The 23757-nt window shown below is 72.5% G+C and carries 23 protein-coding genes; 16 read left to right on the plus strand and 7 right to left on the minus strand.

The window, feature by feature from the left end; genetic code table 11:
• Positions 1–167: 167 nt before the first annotated feature.
• On the plus strand, positions 168–1760 hold the full coding sequence (locus tag ABT296_RS12150; protein WP_351926013.1) for a hypothetical protein: 1593 nt from the start codon (positions 168–170) through the stop codon (positions 1758–1760).
• Positions 1761–1857: 97 nt separating this feature from the next.
• On the opposite strand, the gene ABT296_RS12155 is transcribed toward ABT296_RS12150, so the two are convergent.
• Both ABT296_RS12155 and ABT296_RS12160 read right to left on the minus strand, forming a co-directional pair.
• Positions 1858–3192, minus strand: a complete 1335-nt coding sequence (locus ABT296_RS12155; protein WP_351926015.1) for a PH domain-containing protein — start codon at positions 3190–3192, stop codon at positions 1858–1860.
• Positions 3189–3719 (minus strand): PH domain-containing protein, encoded by a 531-nt coding sequence (locus ABT296_RS12160; RefSeq protein ID WP_351926017.1) that lies wholly within the window; start codon positions 3717–3719, stop codon positions 3189–3191. The genes ABT296_RS12155 and ABT296_RS12160 overlap by 4 nt, the downstream gene beginning before the upstream one ends.
• 31 nt (positions 3720–3750) lie before the next feature.
• Between ABT296_RS12160 and ABT296_RS12165 the strand changes: the two genes are divergently transcribed.
• Positions 3751–4899 (plus strand): NADH-quinone oxidoreductase subunit D, encoded by a 1149-nt coding sequence (locus ABT296_RS12165; RefSeq protein WP_351926019.1) that lies wholly within the window; start codon positions 3751–3753, stop codon positions 4897–4899.
• Here the strand turns inward: ABT296_RS12165 and ABT296_RS12170 are convergent.
• Complete coding sequence (locus ABT296_RS12170) at positions 4864–5904, minus strand: SAM-dependent methyltransferase (protein ID WP_351926021.1); 1041 nt, start codon at positions 5902–5904, stop codon at positions 4864–4866. The genes ABT296_RS12165 and ABT296_RS12170 overlap by 36 nt on opposite strands.
• Positions 5905–6022: 118 nt before the next feature.
• Between ABT296_RS12170 and ABT296_RS12175 the strand changes: the two genes are divergently transcribed.
• Entirely contained in the window at positions 6023–7225 is a 1203-nt protein-coding gene (locus tag ABT296_RS12175; RefSeq protein WP_351926023.1) for a sensor histidine kinase, read from the plus strand.
• A gap of 94 nt (positions 7226–7319) precedes the next feature.
• Entirely contained in the window at positions 7320–7991 is a 672-nt protein-coding gene (locus tag ABT296_RS12180; RefSeq protein ID WP_351926026.1) for a response regulator, read from the plus strand.
• Positions 7992–8077: 86 nt separating this feature from the next.
• Here the strand turns inward: ABT296_RS12180 and ABT296_RS12185 are convergent, their stop codons facing one another.
• On the minus strand, positions 8078–9184 hold the full coding sequence (locus ABT296_RS12185) for a DUF5937 family protein (RefSeq protein WP_351926028.1): 1107 nt from the start codon (positions 9182–9184) through the stop codon (positions 8078–8080).
• Between the two features lie 153 nt (positions 9185–9337).
• Here ABT296_RS12185 and ABT296_RS12190 point away from each other — a divergent pair, with 153 nt between their 5' ends.
• Positions 9338–9541 (plus strand): hypothetical protein, encoded by a 204-nt coding sequence (locus tag ABT296_RS12190; RefSeq protein ID WP_351926030.1) that lies wholly within the window; start codon positions 9338–9340, stop codon positions 9539–9541.
• A 139-nt stretch (positions 9542–9680) separates the two neighbouring features.
• Here ABT296_RS12190 and ABT296_RS12195 read toward each other — a convergent pair whose 3' ends face one another.
• Positions 9681–10886, minus strand: coding sequence for a threonine aldolase family protein (locus ABT296_RS12195; protein WP_351926032.1), 1206 nt, complete (start codon positions 10884–10886; stop codon positions 9681–9683).
• A 290-nt stretch (positions 10887–11176) separates the two neighbouring features.
• Between ABT296_RS12195 and ABT296_RS12200 the strand changes: the two genes are divergently transcribed.
• The 10 genes from ABT296_RS12200 to ABT296_RS12245 all read left to right on the plus strand — a co-directional run bounded on the left by ABT296_RS12200 (position 11177) and on the right by ABT296_RS12245 (position 19446).
• Positions 11177–12097, plus strand: coding sequence for a Rossmann-like and DUF2520 domain-containing protein (locus tag ABT296_RS12200; protein WP_351926034.1), 921 nt, complete (start codon positions 11177–11179; stop codon positions 12095–12097).
• Positions 12094–13095: a pantoate--beta-alanine ligase gene (gene panC, locus ABT296_RS12205; protein ID WP_351926036.1), complete on the plus strand. Its 1002-nt coding sequence runs from the start codon at positions 12094–12096 to the stop codon at positions 13093–13095. The genes ABT296_RS12200 and panC overlap by 4 nt, the downstream gene beginning before the upstream one ends.
• Entirely contained in the window at positions 13092–14858 is a 1767-nt protein-coding gene (locus ABT296_RS12210) for an L-aspartate oxidase (protein ID WP_502977231.1), read from the plus strand. The genes panC and ABT296_RS12210 overlap by 4 nt, the downstream gene beginning before the upstream one ends.
• Before the next feature lie 5 nt (positions 14859–14863).
• Entirely contained in the window at positions 14864–15841 is a 978-nt protein-coding gene (nadC, locus tag ABT296_RS12215) for a carboxylating nicotinate-nucleotide diphosphorylase (protein WP_351926038.1), read from the plus strand.
• Positions 15842–15854: 13 nt separating this feature from the next.
• On the plus strand, positions 15855–16652 hold the full coding sequence (locus tag ABT296_RS12220) for a type III pantothenate kinase (protein WP_351926040.1): 798 nt from the start codon (positions 15855–15857) through the stop codon (positions 16650–16652).
• Positions 16653–16814: 162 nt separating this feature from the next.
• A complete protein-coding gene (locus ABT296_RS12225) occupies positions 16815–17462 on the plus strand; it encodes a hypothetical protein (RefSeq protein ID WP_351926120.1) in 648 nt (215 codons plus the stop codon).
• Positions 17463–17511: 49 nt separating this feature from the next.
• The gene (locus ABT296_RS12230) at positions 17512–17691 is read left to right on the plus strand and encodes a hypothetical protein (protein WP_351926042.1); all 180 of its coding nucleotides are present in this window, start codon (positions 17512–17514) and stop codon (positions 17689–17691) included.
• A gap of 128 nt (positions 17692–17819) precedes the next feature.
• Positions 17820–18323, plus strand: coding sequence for a BlaI/MecI/CopY family transcriptional regulator (locus ABT296_RS12235; RefSeq protein ID WP_351926044.1), 504 nt, complete (start codon positions 17820–17822; stop codon positions 18321–18323).
• Positions 18324–18332: 9 nt separating this feature from the next.
• Entirely contained in the window at positions 18333–18881 is a 549-nt protein-coding gene (locus ABT296_RS12240; RefSeq protein ID WP_351926046.1) for an amino-acid N-acetyltransferase, read from the plus strand.
• A gap of 229 nt (positions 18882–19110) precedes the next feature.
• Positions 19111–19446 (plus strand): histone-like nucleoid-structuring protein Lsr2, encoded by a 336-nt coding sequence (locus ABT296_RS12245; RefSeq protein WP_351926048.1) that lies wholly within the window; start codon positions 19111–19113, stop codon positions 19444–19446.
• On the opposite strand, the gene ABT296_RS12250 is transcribed toward ABT296_RS12245, so the two are convergent.
• Complete coding sequence (locus tag ABT296_RS12250; RefSeq protein WP_351926050.1) at positions 19425–20036, minus strand: SCO3374 family protein; 612 nt, start codon at positions 20034–20036, stop codon at positions 19425–19427. The two genes, ABT296_RS12245 and ABT296_RS12250, sit on opposite strands and share 22 nt — an antisense overlap.
• 431 nt (positions 20037–20467) lie before the next feature.
• Here ABT296_RS12250 and ABT296_RS12255 point away from each other — a divergent pair, with 431 nt between their 5' ends.
• Positions 20468–22993, plus strand: coding sequence for an ATP-dependent Clp protease ATP-binding subunit (locus ABT296_RS12255; protein ID WP_351926052.1), 2526 nt, complete (start codon positions 20468–20470; stop codon positions 22991–22993).
• A 68-nt stretch (positions 22994–23061) separates the two neighbouring features.
• Here ABT296_RS12255 and ABT296_RS12260 read toward each other — a convergent pair whose 3' ends face one another.
• Complete coding sequence (locus tag ABT296_RS12260; RefSeq protein WP_351926054.1) at positions 23062–23697, minus strand: HAD family acid phosphatase; 636 nt, start codon at positions 23695–23697, stop codon at positions 23062–23064.
• Positions 23698–23757: the final 60 nt, after the last annotated feature.

Here is a 23757-nt window from a genome sequence, read left to right on the forward strand (position 1 = left end):
GCGGCATTTCGGCGCCCCTCACGGATCGCGCCGGTCATGGTCGAAAGGGGCCGTTAAACCATTTAATGATCTTGTTCTGACCGGTGAATTCGATGAACGCCAGGGGATGGCTGGGTTTTTACGGGGCGGGGCTCCAAGATTCGCCTACGCGCGGTAAGTTTCTGGCCATGCCACGTGGACGTCACCGCCATTCGCCGCCTCTGCACAAGATGCTGCCCCTGTCGGCCATCGCGGGTGTCTCCGTCGTCTGTGCGCTCGGCCCCTGGGCGTTCTCGGAGCCGATGGTGCTCCGGGGCCTGGCCGCGGCCGCCGCCGCGACGGCGATCCTCGGCGCGGTCGTCATGCGCCGCTGGGACACCCAGGCCGGAAAGCGCGTCGCCGACCTGACTCGCGCGCGTGCGAGTGACGAGTGGCGTTTCGAGGAACGGGTCGCCGAACTGGAGACCGATCTCGACGAATCGCGTGAACTGCGCGGCAAGCTGGAACAGCGACTGCGTGCCAAGCGCGCGGAACTCGCCGGACTGCGCAATGAGCACGCCGCTCTGCTGCGCCGGTACGCCACCGCCGAGACCGAGCGGGCGACCGCCCTGGAGGGGCGCCGGCTGCTGGAGATAGAGACGACGTCGCCCGCGCTGGCGTTGCCGCCCGCGTCGACGCCGGCCGACGAGGAGACCGGGGAGACCGTGGAGACGGCCTCCGAGGCCGTGTCGGAGGAGGCGGGGGCCGTGGCAGCCCCGGCCGCCGAGCACGGCACCGGGACCGACCGGGCGGAGCACGCGGCGGATGAGGCCGAGCAGGCCGGTGAGGCCGAGGCGTCGGCCATCGCGGCCTTCTCGCCCGAGGGTTCGAAGCTGTACCTGCGTGCGAGTGCCGCGCTGTCGAAGTTCGACGGCGCCGTCGAGTCCGCGGACGACGCCGAGTCGGACACCGAGTCCGACACGCGGGCGGACGCCGCGATCGACGAAGCGACCGACATCCCGGCCGACGTCGAGACGGCTGACGAGGCCGACGCCGAGACGGTCGACGACACCGACGGCGAGCCGGAAGCCGACCCGGACGCCGCCCTGGAGGCCGACGCTCCCGAGGAGACCGGCACCGACGACACGCCCGAGACCCTCACGCCCGTACCGGCGGACGACGCGCCGAAGCACGGAGCCTCCGCGAACGTGAGCACGAGCGCGAACGCGAGCACGAGCACGACGGCGGGCACGGACCGCGAGCCCGAGCGCGCCGACCACATGCAGGCGAGCGTCGCCACCCCGGCCCGGGAGTCCGGCGGCACGCGGGCGGAGGTTCCCGCGCAGCACGACGGTTCCTCGCAGGAGAGGGCGGCACGGGCCGCCGCGCAGGAGGACGAGGCGCAGGGGAAGCCCGAGGCGGACGCGCAGGAGCACGGGCACGCGGCCGCCACCACGGGCCGGCCCGCGCTCCCCGCCCCGCAGCCCTCCGGTCACTTCGTGGCGCCCACCGCGGTGGCGGTCGCTCCGACGGCGCCCGTACGGCGCCCGATGGTCGAGGGCGGTTTCGACTTCTTCGGGATGCAGAAGGACGAGGCGCCCGCCGCCCTGGAGGCCGTACAGAACGAGGACCTCGCCGATGTCGTCGGCGAGGAGGCGCTGGCCCTGCACAAGGCCGAGGCCGAGGCGGAGTTCAAGCCGGCCGACGCGGAGTCCCGCGGCATCGGTCAGGTGATCGACCTGACGGCGCACGACGAGACGGAGCACATCGACGTGGAGGGGCTGCGCAGCGCGGTGTCCTGACACCGGAAGCGCGCACCGCACAAACCCGCACCCGCACCGAGGGGCCGGCCTCATGGCCGGCCCCTCGCGTCGTACCCGGGTCGTGCCGCGCGTCGCCTCACGCCATCCAGCGGTCCGGGCGGGCGTCCCGCCGGCCCGTCCGGGACCGTTCGGCCTGGGCGCGCAGCAGCCGTGCGGCCTCCTCGGCGTCCCGCAGCCGCGCGGTGACGGTCTTGTCGGCGCCGGTGTCCACATGCACGTCAGCGATGCCCAGGGCGCGCTGCCAGGGCCCCTGGGCCAGCCGTACGCTCTGCACCTTCGCGTGCGGCACCAGCGCCAGACGCCGCTTCAGCAGCCCCTCGTGCGCGGCGAACACGGCGTCCGTGACGGCCAGGCCGTAGCCCTTCCACCACACCGGTACGTACCAGCGCGCCCGCCGCGGGGACCGGGACAGGGCCGACTCGGGCGGGACGGTCACCCCGGGCAGCACGCGTGCGATGACGGCCTCGGCGACCTCGCGCGGGGCGACCGGCACCAGGACGGAGTTCGACGACCCGGCCACGTCCAGCTCCACCCGTACCCACCCGCGCCGCCGCCACAGCAGCGGCCGTACGACGCGTACGGTCTGCACCCGGCCCGGCGGCACCGTCTCGTGGACGCGGTCCAGCAGCCCGCGGTCGATGCGCAGCCCGTCCGGGGAATCGGCCACCGTCCAGTCGTACTCGGCGACGAACCGGCCCACACTGTTGGCGCCGGCCGCGCCGAGCAGCGGTACCGCGGTGGCGAGCACCGTCCACAGGCTGTGGGTGGCGAACCAGAGCACCGGCGGCACGACCAGGGAGGCGATCAGCGTGCCCCAGGTGGCGCCCGTCAGCAGGAGGGACAGCGCCAGCTCGCGCGGGGGCGTGCGCAGCAGCTCGCGGGCCGGGGCCTCACCGACCTCGTGCGCCGTCTCGGGCGCGAATCCGGCGGCGCGCGCGAGGAGTTCCGCGCGCAGCGCACGAGCCTCGTCCGCGCCGAGGAAGGCCAGTTCGTCCTTCTTGTCCGCGCCGACCACGTCGAGTTTGAGCTTGGCGACACCCGCCACGCGCGCGAGGAGCGGCTGGGTGACGTCGACGGCCTGGATGCGTTCCAGCCGGATGTGCGCGGTGCGCCGGAACACCAGCCCGGTGCGGATGCGCAGTTCGGAGTCGGTCACCGCGAAGTGCGTGAACCACCAGGTGAGGAAGCCGTACAGCGCGGCCGCCAGGAGGGCGCCGGCCAGCGCCAGCAGCAGCACGGTGGTGGTCAGCCGGGTCAGCTGCCGCTGCGCCTGGTCCGGGTCGTGCACCGCCCAGCCGATGACCACGGCCACCGGCGCCCAGGCCCGCCGCAGGGGCGTCACGGGATGCAGCCGCCGCTCCACGACGGGCGGCCTGCGGCGGACGGCGCCCTCGACGCCGGGAGCGGTCACAGCCCCGCCGATCGGGCCTCGCCCAGCTCGGTGAGACGGTCCCGCAGCCGTTCCGCCTCGGCCGGGTCGAGGCCGGGGATGGTGGCGTCGCTCGCGGCGGCCGCGGTGTGCAACTGCACGCTGGCCAGCCCGAAGTGCCGTTCGACGGGCCCGGAGGTGACCTCCACGAGCTGCATGCGCCCGTACGGCACGACCGTCTCCTCGCGCCACAGCACGCCCCGGCTGATCAGCAGGTCGTCGGCGCGCTCGGCGTAGCGCCAGGACCGCCAGTTGCGCTCCAGCATCACCCACCCCCAGGCCGCCGCCGCGAGGGGCAGCAGCGCGAACGCGGCCCAGGCCGGGCCGGCCAGCAGACCGAGCAGGACGCCGAGGCCGGCCGCCAGCAGTCCGAGCCACACCACCAGCAGCAGCCGGCGCATCCGCAGGAGCCTCGGTGGCAGCCCGGTCCAGACCGGCTCGTGCCCCGCTCCGGGCTCGGTCGCGGACCGCCCGTCGAGCGCCGTGTTTTCCTGGCTCCCCGTCTCCATACGGCCAGCCTACGTAGGAGAGACTGTGTCCATGCCTACGACGGAGACCACGGTCGGTATCGGCGGAGCCGCGGAGAGCACCGACATGGTGCTCAACATCGGGCCCCAGCACCCGTCCACGCACGGTGTGCTGCGCCTGCGGCTCGTCCTGGACGGCGAGCGCATCAAGAGCGCCGAGCCGGTGATCGGCTACATGCACCGCGGCGCGGAGAAGCTCTTCGAGGCGCGCGACTACCGCCAGATCATCATGCTCGCCAACCGCCACGACTGGCTGTCGGCCTTCTCCAACGAGCTGGGCGTGGTCATGGCCGTCGAGCGGATGCTCGGCATGGAGGTGCCCGAGCGGGCGGTGTGGACGCGCACCCTCCTCGCGGAGCTGAACCGGGTGCTCAACCACCTGATGTTCCTCGGCTCGTACCCGCTGGAGCTGGGCGGGATCACGCCGATCTTCTACGCCTTCACGGAGCGCGAGGAGCTCCAGCACGTCATGGAGGAGGTCTCCGGCGGGCGGATGCACTACATGTTCAACCGGGTGGGCGGTCTGAAGGAGGACCTGCCCGCCGGCTGGACCACGCGCGCGCGTGGCGCCGTCGCCGACGTGCGCTCCCGCATGGACCGCTTCGACGACCTGGTCGTCGGCAACGAGATCTTCCGCGGGCGCACCCGGGACGTGGGCGTCCTCTCCCCGGAGGCGGCGCACGCGTACGGCGTGAGCGGGCCCATCGCGCGCGCCTCCGGGGTCGACTTCGACCTGCGCCGCGACGAGCCCTACCTCGCGTACGGCGAACTCCAGGACACGCTGAAGGTGGTGACCCGGCGGGAGGGCGACTGCCTGGCCCGGTTCGAGTGCCTGCTGGAGCAGACCCACAACTCCCTCGACCTCGCCGACGCCTGCCTCGACCGGCTCGCGCAGCTGCCGCCCGGGCCGATCAACCAGCGGCTGCCCAAGGTGCTGAAGGCGCCCGAGGGGCACACCTACGCGTGGACCGAGAACCCGCTCGGCATCAACGGCTACTACCTCGTCAGCAAGGGCGAGAAGACCCCGTACCGGCTCAAGCTGCGCTCGGCCTCGTTCAACAACATCCAGGCGCTGGTGGAGCTGCTGCCGGGCACGCTGGTGGCGGACATGGTGGCGATCCTGGGGTCAATGTTCTTCGTGGTCGGGGACATCGACAAGTAGGTCCCGCAGGTCATCGGGCCCCACGGGTCGCAGGAGCCAGCCGAAGTCGCCGAGGCCGCCGGGTGCGGTGAGTTCGGCGGCCTCGCCGGCGCTCGCCAGGGCGCGGACGTAGGCGGCGGGCCGGGTGGAGGCGAGCGCCAGCGGGGGGCGTGCGCCGGTGACGCCGAGGACGCGCAGGGCGCCGCGCTGTGAGGTGAGCCGCGCCCCCGCCTCCTTGCCGCCGCCCGCCGACGCGCAGGCGTCCAGGGCCACATGGGCCGTGATGTCGCAGGACCCGTCCGGTACCGGCGCCGTCTCGCGGCCCTCCCGGAACCCCGTCAGCGTCCCGAACGGGGGGCGTGCGCCCCGCGTGTGCCCGTAGTCGACGGCCACCGCGAGCCCCCGCTCGACGCGGCCGACGGCCGCGGCCCAGGCCTCGTCCCGGGGCCGCCCGATCTCGGCCCGCAGCCCCTCCTGAGCGGCGAGCGGCCACCACCGCGCGAGCCACTCGGCGTCCGCGCCCGTGACCGGCTCCCCGAGCCGCTCGGTCCCGTCGCGCCGCACCAAAACCGTGCGCGGTACGCCCGCGGCGTCGACCTCCGCGACCTCCACGGGCACGTTGTCCAGCCATTCGTTGGCGAAGAGCAGGCCCGTGATCCCGTGCGGCGGCTCCGCGAGCCACTCGATCCGGTGATCGAGGGCGGGCGGCCGCCCGGCCAGCTCCACGGCGTACGCGCGCGTACGTGCGGACACCTCGGCGGGCAGGGCGGCGAGCACCGCGGTGACGAGTTCGCCGCGCCCCGCGGCCATGTCCACGAAGTCGAGCCTGCCGGGCCGCCCGAGCGCCTCGTCGATGTGGCACAGCAGCCGCGCCACGGCCCCGGCGAACAGGGGCGAGGCATGCACGGACGTACGGAAGTGCCCGGCCGGGCCCTCGGGCCTGCGGTAGAAGCCGCGCGGTCCGTACAGCGCCTCCTGAGCCGCCGCCCGCCACCCCTGCCATCCGTCGTCAGCGTCTCGCGTCACGGGCTCAGGCTAAGCGCACAGGGGAACGGCTCCTCCACCTTGGGGAGTACGCCCGACCGCCGCGGATCGGTCCTCCGGTTGACCCCTGCACACGCCACGCTTCCCTACGCTGGGTTACGTGCAGCGCCTCTATGACTTTCTCCGCAGACACCCGACCTGGGTCGACGGCTTCTGGGCCGTCTTCCTGTTCGGGATCACTGTGGTGTCCGGGGCCGTGCAGCAGGAGACGGAGGGCGTCGACCATCCGGTCGCGGCGATCCCCGTCGCGCTGCTGCTCTCCCTGGTGATCGCGCTGCGCCGGCGCGTGCCGGAGCGGATGCTGCTGCTGGCCATCGGGATCGGTGTGGCCCAACTGGTGCTGGACGTCGAGACGATGCCCGCCGACTTCGCGCTGCTGGTCATCACCTACACGGTCGCGGCGACCGGGGCCCGCTGGGCCTCCCGGCTGGCGCTCGGCGTCGGTCTGTGCGCGGCGCCGCTGGCCCAGCTGCGCTGGCCGGAGGACGAGTCCAGCGCCCTGGGCACCGTCGCGATCATGATCTTCACCACGGTGCCGTTCGCGCTCGCCTGGGTGCTCGGCGACTCGATACGCACCCGGCGCGCGTACTTCGCGCAGCTGGAGGAGCGCGCGAGCCGGCTGGAGAAGGAGCGCGAGGCGCAGGCCAAGGTGGCGGTCGCCGCCGAGCGCGCCCGGATCGCGCGCGAGCTGCACGACGTGGTCGCGCACAACGTGTCGGTGATGGTGGTGCAGGCCGACGGCGCCGCCTACGTCCTGGACGCCGCGCCCGACCAGGCGAAGCAGGCCCTGGAGACGATCTCCTCGACCGGCCGCCAGGCGCTCGCCGAGATGCGCCGCCTGCTGGGCGTGCTGCGCACCGGCGAGCACCAGGAGAGCGGGGAGTACGTCCCGCAGCCGGACGTCGAGCAGATCGACGACCTGGTCCAGCAGTGCCGTACCTCCGGACTGCCCGTCGACTTCAAGGTCGAGGGCACCCCGCGCCCACTGCCCAGCGGTGTCGAACTGACCGCGTACCGCATCGTGCAGGAGGCGCTCACCAACACGCGCAAGCACGGCGGGCCCAACGCGGGGGCGAGCGTGCGCCTGGTCTACTTCGACGACGGTCTCGGACTGCTCGTCGAGGACGACGGCAAGGGCGCCCCGCACGAGCTGTACGAGGACGGCGGCGTCGACGGCCAGGGCCACGGGCTGATCGGCATGCGGGAGCGGGTCGGCATGGTCGGCGGCACCCTGGACGCGGGCCCCCGCCCGGGCGGAGGATTCCGCATCAGCGCCCTGCTGCCCCTCAAACCGGCGCACTGAGCCGGCGTGTGCAGCGCATTGACACCTGTAACGGCCGGAAACGACCTGTGACGGCCTGGAACGACCTCGTGTACCGAGACGGAAGAGGACCCCGATGACGATCCGCGTAATGCTCGTCGACGACCAGGTGCTGCTGCGCACCGGGTTCCGGATGGTGCTCGCCGCCCAGCCGGACATGGAGGTCGTCGCGGAGGCGGGCGACGGTGTCGAGGCCCTCCAGGTGCTGCGCGCGACCGCCGTCGACGTGGTGCTGATGGACGTGCGCATGCCGAAGCTGGACGGGGTGGAGACCACCCGCCGGATCTGCTCGGAGCCCGAGCCGCCGAAGGTGCTGATCCTGACCACCTTCGACCTCGACGAGTACGCCTTCTCCGGGCTGAAGGCGGGCGCCTCCGGCTTCATGCTGAAGGACGTGCCGCCCGGTGAGCTGCTCGCCGCCATCCGCGCCGTGCACAGCGGCGACGCGGTGGTGGCGCCGTCGACCACGCGCCGGCTGCTCGACCGGTTCGCGCCGATGCTGCCGAGCACCGGCAGGGAGCCGCAGCACAAGGAGCTGGACCGGCTCACCGACCGCGAGCGCGAGGTCATGGTGCTGGTCGCGCAGGGGCTGTCCAACGGCGAGATCGCGGCCCGGCTGGTGCTGTCGGAGGCGACCGTCAAGACGCACGTGGGCCGCATCCTGACCAAGCTGGGGCTGCGGGACCGGGTGCAGGTCGTGGTCCTCGCCTACGAGACGGGACTGGTGCGGGCCGGCGGCCAGTCCTGAGACGGGCGGCACGCCGGCGGTGGGGCCGGGTGGCGCCCCGACCGGGTGGCGCCCTGTGCTGAAGCCGGGCGGTGCGGGCCCGCGGCTCACCGCAGCAGTGCCTCCAGGAAGTCGCTGCCGAGCCGGGCCACGGCCGTCACGTCCAGCTGGTGCAGCACGTACCGTCCGCGCCGCCGGGTGGTGACCAGGCCCGCTTTCTTCAGCACCCCCAGGTGCCGGGATATCTCGGGCGCGGTCATGCCGTGGATCTGCACCAGCTCGCCGGTGGTGTACGTGCTGCGGGCCAGGTTCCGGCACAGCTGCATCCGCACCGGGTGGGACAGCGCGGTCATCCGCAGCACGAGCTGTTCGACCGAGGGCGGCGAGGAGAGCTCGGGGGAGCCGACCGGGTAGTGCACGACGGGCTGCCAGCCGTACCGGTGCAGCACCATCAGATGCGGCCAGCCCAGGCTGGTCGGCACCATCAGCAGGCTGCGGTCGCGGATGACGGTGTGGCCCTGGCGCAGCTTGTCGATGGTGATCCGGCCGCCGGTCTCGTCGAGCGTCACCGCCGCGGAGACCGACGTCAGGGCCTCCCCCAGCCCCTTGTGCCGCAGCAGGTCGGTCCGGTGCCGGGCGTCGGCGGCGAGCTGGTGCCGCAGCCGGTGCCAGACGTCGGCGAAGAACGCCTCGTCGCAGTCCTCCAGGAACTGCCGCAGCCAGGCCCTGATGCGCGGCGGATCGTCGAGCAGCCGCTTGCTGAAGCGCAGTTGCTGCGGCCCGCGCGCGGCGGCCAGTTCCAGGGCGCGGCGGCCCAGCTCGGCGTTGCCGAGCACCGGGGGGCCCGGGGTGGTGTAGGGCAGCGCGCAGGTGAACTCCAGCGCCGCGTCGACGAACTGCTCGTCCGTCAGCTTGTCCAGCAGGTCGAGGTCCTCGGCGAGGTCGGCTCCGGGCAGGCCCGGCCCGCCGGGGATGCCGGCGCAGGGCAGGAAGAGGTCCGAGAAGGTCGTGCGCCACAGGAAGTCGGCCTCGCACATCCGGTCCGCCAGATGCGGGTCGAGGCCGGCCGTCACGCTCGTCGCCCAGCCCTGGAGGCCCGGGTGGTGGGCCGGTTCGGACAGCGCGTGCAGCGCCATGCCGAGCTCGGCCAGGGGAGAGGGCACGACGGCGACCCTCTCCGGCCGCAGCCCCGCGATGTCGATGCTCAGACTCATGTCCTCATGGTGCACCCGGGCACCGACAACGCCGTCCCCGATTGACGTCCGCCGTCAATCGACGCGACGCCGTCGCCGGACAGGCGCACGCTGGGAGGACCGGGGGAGCCGCGGAGCCTTCCGGATCCCTCCCCGAACCGCGGAGGCGGCGCCATGAGCATCACCCAGCAGTACCTCCTCGACACCTACCGCGCCGGGCTGCACGGCGAACCCGCGCCGCCCGCGCCCGGCACCCATGACGTGCGGGTCCTGCGCGAGGGGCGCGAGTACCGGCGCTTCCGGGCCGTCCTCGCCGGGCGCCCCGTGGGCGGGCGGCTGCGGCGGGCGCTGGGGTGGGGGCCGGGGCGCCGCCGCTGAGAGGTACCGCGGGGAGCGCCCACCGCGCGAGCCGCTCCCCCAGCCGCTCGACGGGCCCCGGAGCCGCCGGGGGAGCCCGTCAGCCGTTCGCCGAGCCCTTCAGTCGCTGGACGAGCCCGTCAGCCGTTCGCCGAGCCCTTCAGTCGCTGGACGAGCCCTTCAGCCGCTCGACGAACTCCGCGACCGCCGTGCGCACGTCGTCGGCTGTCCAGGTCAGGCCCGCCTCGCGCACCTCGATCTCGGTGACCGCGAGCCCCGGCCCGGGGGCGTCCCAGGGGCGGCCGAACAGCAGCGTCCCGGTCTCCTCGGCGTGCCGGACCGCCGCCTCGGCGACGTCGTCGGCGTCGTACGGGAGCCAGAGCTGGAACTCGTTGGTGTGCGGCACCTCGGGGTGGACGCGGGCCCAGGGCACGCCCGCCGCGGCGAAGCCCTCGCGCAGCGCGCCGGCCACCACGCGCGCGTGCCGTACGTGTCCGGGGAGCCTCGGCAGCTCCCGCTCCAGCCCGAGGAGCGCCGACAGCGCGGTCGGGAACTGCTGGAAGACGGTGCCGCCGTACCGGTGCCGCCAGGCCCTCATCTCCTCGCAGAGCCAGGCCGGGCCGGCCACCGCGGCGCCGCCGTAGCCGTCGAGCGACTTGTAGAACGAGACGTAGACGCTGTCCGCGAGGTCCGCGATCTCGTGCAGGGGGCGGTCGAAGTGGACGGTGGACTCCCACAGCCGGGCGCCGTCGAAGTGCACGATCGCGTCACGCACCCGCGCGGCCTCGACCACCTCGGTGAGCTCCTCCCAGGAGGGCAGGAGGAAACCGGCGTCCCGGAGCGGCAGCTCCAGCATCAGCGTCCCGAAGGGCTCGTCGAGGCCGTGCACGTCGTCGGCGGTCGGCTGCCGGGGCCCGCTCGTCACCCGGACCGGGCGCAACCCGCTGACCTGGCTGAAGGCGTTGCGTTCATGCACTTCGGGGTGGGACAGGGCGTGCAGGGCGACGGTCGGGTTCCCGGTCCGGCCCGCCCAGCAGCGCAGGGCGACCTGCTGGGCCATCGTGCCCGTCGGGAAGAACACGGCGGCCTCCTTGCCGAGCAGCCCGGCGACCCTGGTCTCCAGGGCCTCCACCACGCCGTCGCCGTACAGGTCGGCCGGCTCGTCCAGGTCGTGGACGTCCGCCGCGTGCTCCAGCAGCGCCAGCCGTTCCCGGAGCGTGCGCTGGGCTCCCGCGCGCCCCAACGCGCGCCGTGCGTTCCGGGAGGCGCTGTTGCGCCGTTCCCTCAACCGCTTGCGCCGGTCCGCGGCCGTCAACCGCTCCGCCGCCCCCGCGCCCTGCTGTTCCGTCATCTCCGCATCGCTCATGCCCGGATGATTTCGCGCCCCGGCGCCCACGGGCACCCGTATTTCACGCCCGAGCCCGCGCCCCGGTGTACCCGGCCTGCGCACCAGGCCCGCGCCCCACGGCACCATGCCGAGCCCCGGGCCCGCCCCACGCACCCCACGCACCCCACGCACCCGGGAACCCACAGCCTGTGGACAGTCGAGCCCGGCCGAGCCTGTGGACAGCCGAACACCCCTCGAACCGATCGCGTTAACATGACGAGAAATCGTCCGGTACCCGGAGCGGACTGGAACGGGAAGGCCGCCGTCGAGTGAGTACAAGCCAACAGCCAGATCCGAGGGACCGCCCCGCGCGGCTCACCGTGGGCGTCGTCGGCGCCGGCCGGGTGGGCCCCGCGCTCGCCGCGTCCCTCCAGCTCGCCGGGCACCGCCCGGTCGCCGTCTCCGGGGTCTCCGAAGCCTCCCGGCGCCGCGCCGCGCAGCTCCTGCCCGACGTGCCCCTGATGGCGCCCGCCGAGGTCCTGGCCCACGCCGACCTGGTCCTGCTGACCGTCCCCGACGACACCCTGCCCGGCCTGGTCACCGGCCTCGCCGAGACCGGGGCGGTCCGGCCGGGCCAGCTGCTCGTGCACACCTCCGGCCGGTACGGCGCCAAGGTCCTCGACCCCGCCCTGCGCGCGGGCGCGCTGCCGCTGGCCCTGCACCCGGCGATGACCTTCACCGGCACTCCCGTGGACGTGCAGCGCCTGGCCGGCTGCTCCTTCGGCGTCACGGCCCCCGAGGAGCTGCGGCTGGCCGCTGAGGCCCTGGTCATCGAGATGGGCGGCGAACCGGAGTGGATCGCCGAGGAGATGCGGCCGCTCTACCACGCGGCCCTCGCGCTGGGCGCCAACCACCTGGTCACGCTGGTCGCCCAGTCCATGGAGCTGCTGCGCGAGGCCGGTGTCGAGGCCCCCGACCGGATGCTCGGCCCGCTGCTCGGCGCCGCCCTCGACAACGCCCTGCGCTCCGGTGACGCCGCCCTGACCGGCCCCGTCGCGCGCGGCGACGCCGGCACGGTCGCCGCGCACATCACCGAGCTGCGTCGGCACGCGCCGGGGACCGTCGCCGGCTATCTGGCGATGGCCCGCGCGACCGCCGACCGGGCGCTCGCCCACGGACTGCTCAAACCGGAACTCGCCGAAGACCTGCTGGACGTGCTCGCCGACAGCACCGAGGGAGACGCGGGATGACGACCACCCTGCTGCACACGGCCGCCGAACTGTCCGCACGCACGCGTACCGGCCGCCGTGCCGTCGTGATGACCATGGGCGCCCTGCACGAGGGCCACGCCACCCTGGTGCGGTCCGCGCGCGAGCTCGCCGGGCCGGACGGCGAGGTCGTGGTGACGGTCTTCGTCAACCCGCTCCAGTTCGGCGCGGGCGAGGACCTCGACCGCTACCCGCGCACCCTGGAGGCCGACGTCAAGATCGCCGCGGAGGCGGGCGCGGACGTCGTGTTCGCCCCCTCGGTGGACGAGGTCTACCCGGGCGGCGACCCCCAGGTGCGGATCAGCGCGGGCCCGATGGGGGAGCGCCTGGAGGGCGGCGCGCGCCCCGGCCACTTCGACGGCATGCTCACCGTCGTCGCCAAACTGCTCCACCTCACCCGCCCCGACGTGGCGCTCTTCGGCCAGAAGGACGCGCAGCAGCTCGCCCTGATCCGCCGGATGGTCCGCGACCTGAACTTCGGCATCGAGATCGTGGGCGTGCCCACCGTCCGCGAGGACGACGGCCTGGCCCTGTCCAGCCGCAACCGCTACCTCTCGCCCGCCGACCGGCGCACCGCGCTCGCCCTGTCCCAGGCGCTCTTCGCGGGCCAGGACCGGCACGCCGCCCAGGAGGCCCTGCGCGCGCGGGCCCGCGAGGTGCCCGCAACGCACGCGCGTGCCGAGGCGCTCAGCGCCCTCGGGGAGTCCCGGGCCGCCGCCGACGCGCACGCCGTCGCCAAGTCCGCCCCGGGCGGCCCGGCCGCCGTCCGGGCCGCCGCCCGCCTGGTCCTGGACGAGGCCGCCCGGCTCACCCCGCCGCTCGCCCTGGACTACCTCGCCCTGGTCGATCCCTCCGACTTCACCGAGATCCCCGACGACTTCACCGGCGAGGCCGTCCTCGCGGTCGCCGCCCGGGTCGGCTCGACCCGGCTGATCGACAACCTCCCCCTCACATTCGGAACCTTCGGAGCCGCCTCGTGACCAGCACAGGCATACGCCCGCCCGTCGCCCACCACCACCCTCGAACGAGTGCGCTTCGCGCCCGCCCCTGCCTGCACGCCCCCGCCCCCGGGTGGTCCATCGACGCCGACGTCGTGGTCGTCGGTTCCGGCGTCGCCGGGCTGACCGCGGCCCTGCGCTGCGAGGCCGCCGGTCTGACGACGGTCGTCGTCACCAAGGCCCGCCTCGACGACGGCTCCACCCGCTGGGCCCAGGGCGGCATCGCCGCCGCCCTCGGCGAGGGCGACACCCCGGAGCAGCACCTGGCCGACACCCTGGTGGCCGGCGCCGGGCTGTGCGACGAGGACGCGGTGCGGATCCTGGTCACCGAGGGCCCGGACGCGGTGCGCCGGCTGATCGAGACGGGCGCCCACTTCGACGAGTCGGAGGGGGGCGGCCTGGAACTCACCCGCGAGGGCGGCCACCACCGGCGCCGGATCGCGCACGCGGGCGGCGACGCGACCGGCGCGGAGATCTCCCGCGCGCTCGTCGAGGCGGCGCAGGCGCGGGGCGTGCGCACCATCGAGAACGCGCTCGTCCTGGACCTCCTCACGGACGCCGAGGGCCGCACCGCGGGTGTGACCCTGCATGTGATGGGAGAGGGCCAGCACGACGGTGTGGGCGCCGTGCACGCCCCCGCGGTGGTCCTCGCCACCGGCGGCATGGGCCAGGTCTTCTCGGCGACCACCAACCCCTCGGTCTCCACCGGCGACGGCGTCGCGCTCGCCCTGCGCGCGGGCGCGGAGGTCTCCGACCTGGAGTTCGTGCAGTTCCACCCCACCGTGCTGTTCCTCGGCGCCGACGCCGAGGGCCAGCAGCCGCTGGTCTCGGAGGCGGTGCGCGGCGAGGGCGCCCACCTGGTCGACGCCGACGGGGTGCGCTTCATGGTCGGTCAGCACGAACTGGCCGAACTGGCGCCCCGGGACATCGTGGCCAAGGGCATCATGCGGCGGATGCAGGAGCAGGACGCCGAGCACATGTTCCTCGACGCCCGGCACTTCGGTGCCCGGATGTGGGAGCACCGCTTCCCGACCATCCTCGCCGCCTGCCGTGCCCACGGCATCGACCCCGTCCACGAGCCCATCCCGATCGCCCCGGCGGCCCACTACGCCTCCGGCGGCGTGCGCACCGACTCCCGCGGCCGCACCACCGTGCCCGGCCTGTACGCGTGCGGCGAGGTCGCCTGCACCGGCGTGCACGGCGCGAACCGGCTCGCCTCCAACTCCCTGCTGGAGGGCCTGGTCTACGCCGAGCGCATCGCCGCCGACATCGTGGCGGACCGGGCGCAGGACGGACCGCACACGCGCGTGCCGCAGCCGGTGCCGTATCCGGAGGTGCCCGCGCATCCGCTGCTGGCGTCGGAGGACCGGTTCGCCATCCAGCGGATCATGACGGACGGCGCGGGCGTCCTGCGCTCCGCCGACTCCCTCGCCCGGGCCGCCGACCAGCTCCAGCGGCTGCACGCCAACGCGCGGGTCGAGCTCGACGAGAACGGCAAGACCGCCGAGCCCGGGGTCGACACCTGGGAGGCCACCAACCTGCTGTGCGTGGCCCGCGTCCTGGTCGCCGCCGCCCTGCTGCGCGAGGAGACGCGCGGCTGCCACTGGCGCGAGGACCGTCCCGACCGCGACGACACCGCCTGGCACCGGCACATCGTCGTACGGCTGAATCCGGACCGCACACTCGCCGTGCACCCCACCGATACCGCAGACTTCCCCCCGACCCGGCAGCCCCAGGAGCAGTGACAGACGTGAGCACCCCCGACCTCCCCCTCGTCCAGGAAGACGGCTGCGGCGACGGCTGCGCCTGCGGGGCGGACACCGAAGAGTCGTACCTGGAGTGCGGGCTCGACCCCGCGCTCGCCCAGCTCCTTGCCGACGCGGGCCTCGACCCGCTGGAGGTCGAGGACATCGCGAACGTCGCCATCCAGGAGGACCTCGCGCACGGCGTGGACGTGACGACGGTGGCGACCATCCCCGAGGAGGCCGTGGCCACCGGCGACCTCACCGCGCGTGAGGCGGGCGTGGTGGCCGGTCTGCGGGTCGCCGAGGCGGTGCTCTCGGTGGTCTGCACCGACGAGTTCGAGGTCGAGCGGCACGTCGAGGACGGCGACCGCGTCGAGGCCGGCCAGAAGCTGCTGTCGGTCACCACGCGCACGCGTGACCTGCTGACCGCGGAGCGCAGCGCGCTGAACCTGCTGTGCCGGCTGTCGGGCATCGCGACCGCCACGCGCGCGTGGGCGGACGTGCTGGACGGCACCGGGGCACGCGTGCGGGACACCCGCAAGACGACGCCCGGACTCAGGTCGCTGGAGAAGTTCGCGGTCCGCTGCGGCGGGGGCGTGAACCACCGGATGTCGCTGTCGGACGCGGCCCTGGTCAAGGACAACCACGTGGTCGCCGCGGGCGGCGTCGCCCAGGCGTTCGAGGCTGTGCGGAAGACCTTCCCCGAGGTGCCGATCGAGGTCGAGGTGGACACCCTGCACCAGCTGCGGGAGGTCGTGGACGCCGGTGCCGACCTGATCCTGCTGGACAACTTCACCCCCGGGGAGTGCGCGGAGGCGGTGGCGCTCGTCCAGGGGCGGGCCGTGCTGGAGGCGTCCGGCCGGCTGACCCTGGAGAACGCGAAGGCGTACGCGGACACGGGGGTCGACTACCTGGCCGTCGGCGCCCTGACGCACTCCTCGCCGATCCTGGACATCGGTCTGGACCTGCGAGCGGCGGAGTAGGCGGGATCCGGTCATGCTGCTGACGATCGACGTAGGCAACACCCACACCGTCCTCGGCCTGTTCGACGGCGAGGACATCGTCGAGCACTGGCGCATCTCCACCGACGCCCGCCGCACGGCGGACGAGCTGGCGGTGCTGCTCCAGGGCCTGATGGGCATGCACCCCCTGCTCGGCGAGGAGCTGGGCGACGGCATCGACGGGATCGCGATCTGCGCCACCGTGCCGTCCGTGCTGCACGAGCTGCGCGAGGTGACCCGGCGGTACTACGGCGACGTGCCGGCGGTGCTCGTCGAGCCCGGTGTGAAGACCGGGGTGCCGATCCTCACCGACAACCCCAAGGAGGTCGGCGCGGACCGCATCATCAACGCGGTCGCGGCGGTCGAGCTGTACGGCGGTCCGGCGATCGTCGTGGACTTCGGCACGGCGACGACGTTCGACGCGGTCTCCGCGCGCGGGGAGTACGTCGGCGGGGTCATCGCGCCCGGCATCGAGATCTCGGTGGAGGCGCTGGGCGTCAAGGGCGCCCAGCTGCGGAAGATCGAGGTGGCCCGGCCGCGCAGCGTCATCGGCAAGAACACGGTCGAGGCGATGCAGTCCGGCATCGTCTACGGCTTCGCCGGTCAGGTGGACGGCGTGGTGGGCCGGATGGCGCGCGAGATGGCCGACAACCCCGAGGACGTGACGGTGATCGCGACCGGCGGCCTGGCGCCGATGGTGCTGGGCGAGTCCTCGGTCATCGACGAGCACGAGCCCTGGCTGACGCTCATCGGACTGCGGCTGGTGTACGAGCGGAACGTCTCCCGGATGTGAGGCACGCGCGCGGGGAGGGCCGCCTCCTCCGCGCGCGGCTGACCTCCCGGGACGGCGCGCAACCGGGTGGCTTGTCCGCGCCACGCCCGTACTTCATGTCTGGTTTGTCTGATTAGCGCGTACGGTCGGCTCATGCCCACGCCATACGGATCCCGCGGCGGCATGGCGTTCGGCGTGGAGGAGCTGCGTGTGCTCCGCCGCGCCCTCGCTCTCGCCCTGAACCCCGACCCCGCCCCGGCCGAGGACGTCCAGGACTGCCTCCGCCTAGCCGAGTCGCTGGACGAGGCCATGCGCGAGGGTGCCCGGCTGCGCGCCTTCCTCGTGGCCGACCTCGCCCGCTACCGCGCAGCCCTGCCCGGCACGGCCGCCGGCTACTTCGCCCTGCTGGAGGAGGCGCTCGGCGCCGCCTACCGGCCCGGACCGGACGACCTGGCCGCCCTGCGCGCCCTGCGCGGCAACCCGGTCGCCGCCGCCCTGCTCAGCCGCTGCCAGGTCCTCGCGGAACAGGACGTACGGGCCCGTCTGGCGCGCGGCACGGCCCGGCGGACCGGAACGGCCGCCCCGACCGTCCCCGCCTCCCGTACCCGCCTCCTGGCCCTTCCCGGGGGCCTCGGCGCCGCACCCGCGGGGGACGCGGAGCGGGAACCGGCGCCGGAACCCGCGAAGAAGCCCGCCCGGCGCCCCGGCGCCCCGCAGCCCGCGGCCCCGGAGCAGCCCCGCCGGCCCGTCCCCACCCCGGGCGAGGTCTTCCCCCGGCGCAAGCCGGCCCCGCCCCCGGAGGAGTCGTCCCGGCAGCTGGCGGCCGGCTGAACCCGCCCCGCCCCCACGCCCCGCCCGCCCGTCTCGCTACCCTGGCGCCATGGACTACGTCTCCGCGCTCTTGCCCCCCGTCGTCATGGCCGTGTTCTTCGTCGGGGTGATCAGGGTGATCGTGAAGACCCAGGGCGGGGCCAACAAGGCCAAGGAGGACGCCGTCGTCGACGCCGCCCTCGCGCGGGCCGAGGGTGCCCCCCGGACTCCCGTGCGGCAGGACGGCTGACCCGGCCCGACGGCAACGGCGTACGGCTCGCTCATTTCGCGAGTCGTACGCCCTTTTTGTTCCTGTTTGATGTTGAAAACGCACGTCCGGCAGGCCAATCCCGGCATCTCCCACTATTGTGCTGAGCTGTGCCTCGCCCATTGGGAGAACTCGAAGACGCGGTCATGACGCGGGTGTGGAAGTGGAACCGCCCGGTGACCGTTCGAGAAGTCCTCGAAGATCTGCAGCAGGAGCGGACCATCGCCTACACCACGGTGATGACCGTTTTGGACAATCTCCACCAGAAGGGCTGGGTGCGCCGTGAGGCGGAAGGCCGGGCCTATCGATATGAGGCGGTCTCCACACGCGCCGCCTACTCCGCGGCGCTGATGAACGACGCGTGGTCGCAGAGCGACAACCCCGCGGCCGCCCTCGTCGCCTTCTTCGGCATGATGAGCGACGAACAGCGACAAGCCCTCAGTGACGCGGTGCGGATCGTCCAAGGACCGGCGACGGAACAGCCGGTGGAACAGCCGGCGGAACAAGCACCGGAACACGCGGCGGAACAACCCCCACAACCCGAGCGAGCGGATAGCGGCCCGGATACGGCCGCCGAGAACCCCGGCTCGGCGCCGGAGGGCGACGGGCGATAGCGTCCGCTCATGTCCGCACAGAGCTCACCGGCAGAGGGTCCCGAAGTCACCGCGAAAGCCATCACCGTCCGCCGGGCCCGCACCAGCGATGTCCCGGTGGTGCGCCGCCTCCTTGACGCCTACGTCCGCGGCGCCATCCTGCTCGACAAAGCCACGGTGACGCTTTACGAGGACATCCAGGAGTTCTGGGTCGCGGAACGCGACGACAACGGCGAGGTCGTCGGCTGCGGCGCCCTGCACGTGATGTGGGAAGACCTGGCCGAAGTGCGCACTCTCGCGGTGAAGCCCGGACTGAAGGGCGCGGGCGTCGGTCACCAGTTGCTGGAGAAGTTGCTGCAGACCGCGCGTTGGCTCGGCGTTCGCCGGGTATTCTGCCTGACCTTCGAAGTGGACTTCTTCGCCAAGCACGGCTTCGTCGAGATCGGTGAGACACCGGTCGACACCGATGTGTACGCCGAGCTGATGCGTTCCTATGACGAGGGCGTCGCGGAGTTCCTCGGTCTCGAACGAGTGAAACCGAACACCTTGGGCAACAGCCGGATGCTTCTGCATCTGTGATCGCCGGGTAAGCGAACCGGAGACCCGAACCCGAGAGCCGGTGCCCTATGTCCGAAACGCGCATGTTTCCGGGCCGGGGGCGGGCTGTGGGTCTCTCCCAGGGGTTTGTGTTTTTCCAGCAAAAGCGGTTTGCTTTCCGACGTACTGCAGTACTGCATATAACAAGGGGACGGTGAAACGGCGGACGCCGCAGACCGGAGCCCTCACGTTATCGATGAAAGGAAATCCGGTGGCACAGAAGGTTCAGGTCCTTCTTGTCGACGACCTCGACGGCGGCGAGGCGGACGAGACCGTGACGTTCGCGCTGGACGGCAAGACGTACGAGATCGATCTCACGACCGCGAATGCGGACAAGCTCCGTGGCCTTCTCGATCCTTACGTGAAGGGTGGCCGTCGTACCGGGGGCCGTGCCGCGGGTGGGCGTGGGAAGGCGCGTGCCGCTGCCGGCAGCAGCCAGGACACCGCCCAGATCCGCGCCTGGGCGAAGGAGAACGGTTACGAGGTCAACGACCGCGGCCGTGTTCCCGCCTCCATTCGCGAGGCCTACGAGAAGGCCAACGGCTGACCGCACGGGCGGCGCAGCCGCAGCCGGTGGCAGTGCGTGGCCACCGTCTCCAGGAGTCGTGCGAGATCGGGGGCGCCCCCACCGCCCCCCAAAGCCGACAGCGTCGGCAGCGAGGTCTCGACCTCGCACCCCGGCTCGGGGGGTCGCAGCCACACGGCGGCCCCCCGCGGCATGCCGGGGCGGCCCGGGGAAAGCGGCCGCCCGTCGGCCGGGGGCGGCCCGGGGGGCTCGGGAGCGTCCATGACCCCGCCCTCCCCGGTCATCGTCAGATCGAGGGCCAGCGCGCCCCACTCCAGCCAGGCCAGCACCCCGGGCAGCTCCTCCGCGCTGCCCGCCGCGACCAGCAGCCGCATCCGGTCCCCGGCGAGGGCCACCGGAGAGCCCGGCACCAGATGGCGCAGGCCCGCGCGGCCCGCCTCGGCCGGCACCTCCAGGACGTCGAAGCGCAGGCCCAGCCGCAGTCCCGGAGGGCTTCCGGGCACCGTCGCCCACCCCAGTTCGTTCTCGTACCACCGGCGGACCTGATCGCTCGAATTGAGCGGCCGACGGGGGAGCGGGACCGTGGTGGTGTGAGGAAGGCTGTCGACCATGCCAAGTGCAACCGCCCGGAGAGCCCCCGGGTTACGCTGGGTGTCCGTATGTGTGCGAAGCGTGCGCACCCGGGGGGCGTGCGGGGGGTGGGGCGAGGCGTGAGGTTGTTCGCCCGTAGCGGAGGGAAGGGGTGCGCGCGGCATGGACTGTCAGTCGCTGCGGGTAAGACATCCCTAGTGGGAGGGGGCGACACGCAGGGCACGGCGTCTCACGTTCGCCATCGGCGTACTGGCGAAGCGGGTAACTGCCTGGCCTGCGGGAACATCGTCTCGCACCATCGGGTTGGAGCAGATGTCGGCGTTCGGGGTCAGGAGGCCATCGACGGTGTCGGCAGTTGGAATGAGCGGTCCCCGCTTGCGGGACTAAGCTGCGGAAGGACAGGGAGGGGAAGTTCCCCCCACTGCCTGACCGCTCTGAGGAGCGATTAACGATGTTCGAGAGGTTCACCGACCGCGCGCGGCGGGTTGTCGTCCTGGCTCAGGAAGAAGCCCGGATGCTCAACCACAACTACATCGGCACCGAGCACATCCTCCTGGGCCTGATCCACGAGGGTGAGGGTGTCGCCGCCAAGGCCCTTGAGAGCCTCGGGATTTCGCTCGAGGCGGTCCGCCAGCAGGTGGAGGAGATCATCGGCCAGGGCCAGCAGGCCCCGTCCGGGCACATCCCCTTCACCCCCCGTGCCAAGAAGGTCCTGGAGCTGTCGCTCCGCGAGGCCCTTCAGCTGGGCCACAACTACATCGGCACGGAGCACATCCTGCTCGGCCTGATCCGTGAGGGCGAGGGCGTCGCCGCCCAGGTCCTGGTCAAGCTGGGCGCTGATCTCAACCGGGTGCGGCAGCAGGTCATCCAGCTGCTCTCCGGCTACCAGGGCAAGGAGACCGCCACCGCCGGCGGGCCTGCCGAGGGCACCCCCTCGACGTCCCTGGTCCTCGACCAGTTCGGCCGGAACCTCACCCAGGCCGCTCGTGAGTCCAAGCTCGACCCGGTCATCGGGCGCGAGAAGGAGATCGAGCGGGTCATGCAGGTGCTGTCCCGCCGTACCAAGAACAACCCGGTCCTGATCGGTGAGCCCGGTGTCGGCAAGACCGCCGTCGTCGAGGGCCTCGCCCAGGCCATCGTCAAGGGCGAGGTGCCCGAGACCCTCAAGGACAAGCACCTCTACACCCTGGACCTCGGCGCGCTGGTCGCCGGCTCCCGCTACCGCGGTGACTTCGAGGAGCGCCTGAAGAAGGTCCTCAAGGAGATCCGCACCCGCGGCGACATCATCCTGTTCATCGACGAGCTGCACACGCTGGTCGGTGCGGGTGCCGCCGAGGGCGCCATCGACGCCGCCTCCATCCTGAAGCCGATGCTGGCCCGCGGTGAGCTCCAGACCATCGGTGCCACCACGCTGGACGAGTACCGCAAGCACCTGGAGAAGGACGCCGCGCTGGAGCGCCGCTTCCAGCCCATCCAGGTCGCCGAGCCGTCCCTGCCGCACACGATCGAGATCCTCAAGGGTCTGCGTGACCGGTACGAGGCCCACCACCGGGTCTCCATCACGGACGAGGCGCTGGTCCAGGCCGCCACCCTGGCCGACCGGTACATCTCGGACCGCTTCCTGCCGGACAAGGCGATCGACCTGATCGACGAGGCCGGTTCCCGGATGCGCATCCGCCGGATGACCGCGCCGCCGGACCTCCGCGAGTTCGACGAGAAGATCGCCGGCGTCCGCCGCGACAAGGAGTCCGCGATCGACTCGCAGGACTTCGAGAAGGCCGCCTCCCTGCGCGACAAGGAGAAGCAGCTCCTGGCCGCCAAGGCCAAGCGCGAGAAGGAGTGGAAGGCCGGCGACATGGACGTCGTCGCCGAGGTCGACGGCGAGCTGATCGCCGAGGTCCTCGCGACCGCCACCGGCATCCCGGTCTTCAAGCTGACCGAGGAGGAGTCCTCCCGTCTGCTGCGCATGGAGGACGAGCTCCACAAGCGGGTCATCGGCCAGGTCGACGCCGTCAAGGCGCTGTCGAAGGCGATCCGCCGTACGCGTGCCGGTCTGAAGGACCCCAAGCGTCCCGGTGGCTCGTTCATCTTCGCCGGCCCGTCCGGTGTCGGTAAGACGGAGCTGTCCAAGGCGCTCGCCGAGTTCCTCTTCGGCGACGAGGACGCGCTGATCTCCCTCGACATGTCGGAGTTCAGCGAGAAGCACACGGTCTCGCGGCTGTTCGGCTCGCCTCCCGGCTACGTCGGCTACGAAGAGGGCGGCCAGCTGACCGAGAAGGTCCGCCGCAAGCCGTTCTCCGTGGTCCTCTTCGACGAGGTCGAGAAGGCGCACCCGGACATCTTCAACTCGCTGCTGCAGATCCTGGAGGACGGTCGGCTGACCGACTCCCAGGGCCGGGTCGTGGACTTCAAGAACACGGTCATCATCATGACGACCAACCTCGGCACCCGGGACATCTCCAAGGGCTTCAACCTGGGCTTCGCGGCCTCGGGCGACAAGAAGACCAACTACGAGCGCATGAAGAACAAGGTCTCGGACGAGCTCAAGCAGCACTTCCGGCCCGAGTTCCTCAACCGCGTCGACGACGTGGTCGTCTTCCCGCAGCTGACCCAGGACGACATCCTCGCGATCGTCGACCTGATGATCGGCAAGGTGGACGAGCGCCTGAAGGACCGGGACATGGGCATCGAGCTCTCCCAGTCCGCCAAGGAGCTGCTGTCCAAGAAGGGTTACGACCCGGTGCTGGGTGCGCGTCCGCTGCGTCGCACCATCCAGCGCGAGATCGAGGACACGCTCTCGGAGAAGATCCTCTTCGGCGAGCTGCGCCCCGGTCACATCGTGGTCGTGGACACCGAGGGCGAGGGCGAGTCCCAGACCTTCACCTTCCGCGGTGAGGAGAAGTCGGCGCTGCCCGACGTCCCGCCGATCGAGCAGGCGGCCGGCGGTGCCGGGCCGAACCTGAGCAAGGAGGCGTAAGCCTCACGCGCGAGTGAGAGGGGCCGGTGCTCATCGAGCACCGGCCCCTTTCGCGTTCTCCCGGCGGCCTACGACAACTGGCCGTCGTAGTCCGGCAGCTTGTAGGTCTTCTCCGCGTGGCCGCCCGACAGGTCGGTGGCGCTGTTCCCGATGTTCGCGATGATCGTGTAGCCCTTGTTCTCGATGGCGACGCGCTGGGCCGTCTTGTAGTCGCCGACGTTCTTGAACAGGTCGAGGAAGCCGCGGACATGGAGGCCGGCGACCTTGTAGCCGCGGTACTTGAGGTTGTAGTCCGTGACCGAGGCGATGATGCCGGGGCGGGCGGTCACGAAGAACAGGGCGACGCCGCGCTCCTGGGCGTACTTGGCGACGTCCAGGACCGGCTTGTTGGCGGGCGAGGGGTAGCTGAAGCCGAAGTCCGTCTCCAGGGTCGTGTTGTCGATGTCGAACACGATCGCCTGCTTCTCGCCCGGCACGGTGGCCGCGATCCGCTGCTTCAGATACGGCAGTGCCTGGTCCATGACGGTCTGGCAGTCCCGCTGCCAGGTGGCGTAATCGACGTCCGCCGCGGTGGCGGCGGTGACGGCGACGGTCGTGGTGGTGCCGGCCGGGGCGGCGTGGGCCGGGGCGGCGAGAGTCACCAGGGCGGCCGCGGTGGCGGCGGTGGCCGCGGTGCGGAGCGCCCAGGGGCGTCGGGTGGTCATGTGTGTGGGGGTTCCCTTCGCGTACGGCAGCGTGTCGTGTGCATGCTCGTCGGACTGGGT

It is taken from the genome of Streptomyces sp. NPDC000983 (assembly GCF_040299205.1).
Taxonomy (GTDB): domain Bacteria; phylum Actinomycetota; class Actinomycetes; order Streptomycetales; family Streptomycetaceae; genus Streptomyces.

Coding starts and splice junctions, on each gene's coding strand:
- ABT296_RS12150 (WP_351926013.1), top strand. CDS start 168: ATGCCACGTGGACGTCACCGCCATTCGCCGCCTCTGCACAAGATGCTG.
- ABT296_RS12230 (WP_351926042.1), top strand. CDS start 17,512: ATGGACTACGTCTCCGCGCTCTTGCCCCCCGTCGTCATGGCCGTGTTC.
- ABT296_RS12220 (WP_351926040.1), top strand. CDS start 15,855: ATGCTGCTGACGATCGACGTAGGCAACACCCACACCGTCCTCGGCCTG.
- ABT296_RS12225 (WP_351926120.1), top strand. CDS start 16,815: ATGGCGTTCGGCGTGGAGGAGCTGCGTGTGCTCCGCCGCGCCCTCGCT.
- ABT296_RS12160 (WP_351926017.1), bottom strand. CDS start 3,719: ATGGAGACGGGGAGCCAGGAAAACACGGCGCTCGACGGGCGGTCCGCG.
- ABT296_RS12260 (WP_351926054.1), bottom strand. CDS start 23,697: ATGACCACCCGACGCCCCTGGGCGCTCCGCACCGCGGCCACCGCCGCC.
- ABT296_RS12180 (WP_351926026.1), top strand. CDS start 7,320: ATGACGATCCGCGTAATGCTCGTCGACGACCAGGTGCTGCTGCGCACC.
- ABT296_RS12255 (WP_351926052.1), top strand. CDS start 20,468: ATGTTCGAGAGGTTCACCGACCGCGCGCGGCGGGTTGTCGTCCTGGCT.
- panC (WP_351926036.1), top strand. CDS start 12,094: ATGACGACCACCCTGCTGCACACGGCCGCCGAACTGTCCGCACGCACG.
- ABT296_RS12195 (WP_351926032.1), bottom strand. CDS start 10,886: ATGAGCGATGCGGAGATGACGGAACAGCAGGGCGCGGGGGCGGCGGAG.
- ABT296_RS12250 (WP_351926050.1), bottom strand. CDS start 20,036: ATGGTCGACAGCCTTCCTCACACCACCACGGTCCCGCTCCCCCGTCGG.
- ABT296_RS12190 (WP_351926030.1), top strand. CDS start 9,338: ATGAGCATCACCCAGCAGTACCTCCTCGACACCTACCGCGCCGGGCTG.
- ABT296_RS12185 (WP_351926028.1), bottom strand. CDS start 9,184: ATGAGTCTGAGCATCGACATCGCGGGGCTGCGGCCGGAGAGGGTCGCC.
- ABT296_RS12240 (WP_351926046.1), top strand. CDS start 18,333: ATGTCCGCACAGAGCTCACCGGCAGAGGGTCCCGAAGTCACCGCGAAA.
- ABT296_RS12165 (WP_351926019.1), top strand. CDS start 3,751: ATGCCTACGACGGAGACCACGGTCGGTATCGGCGGAGCCGCGGAGAGC.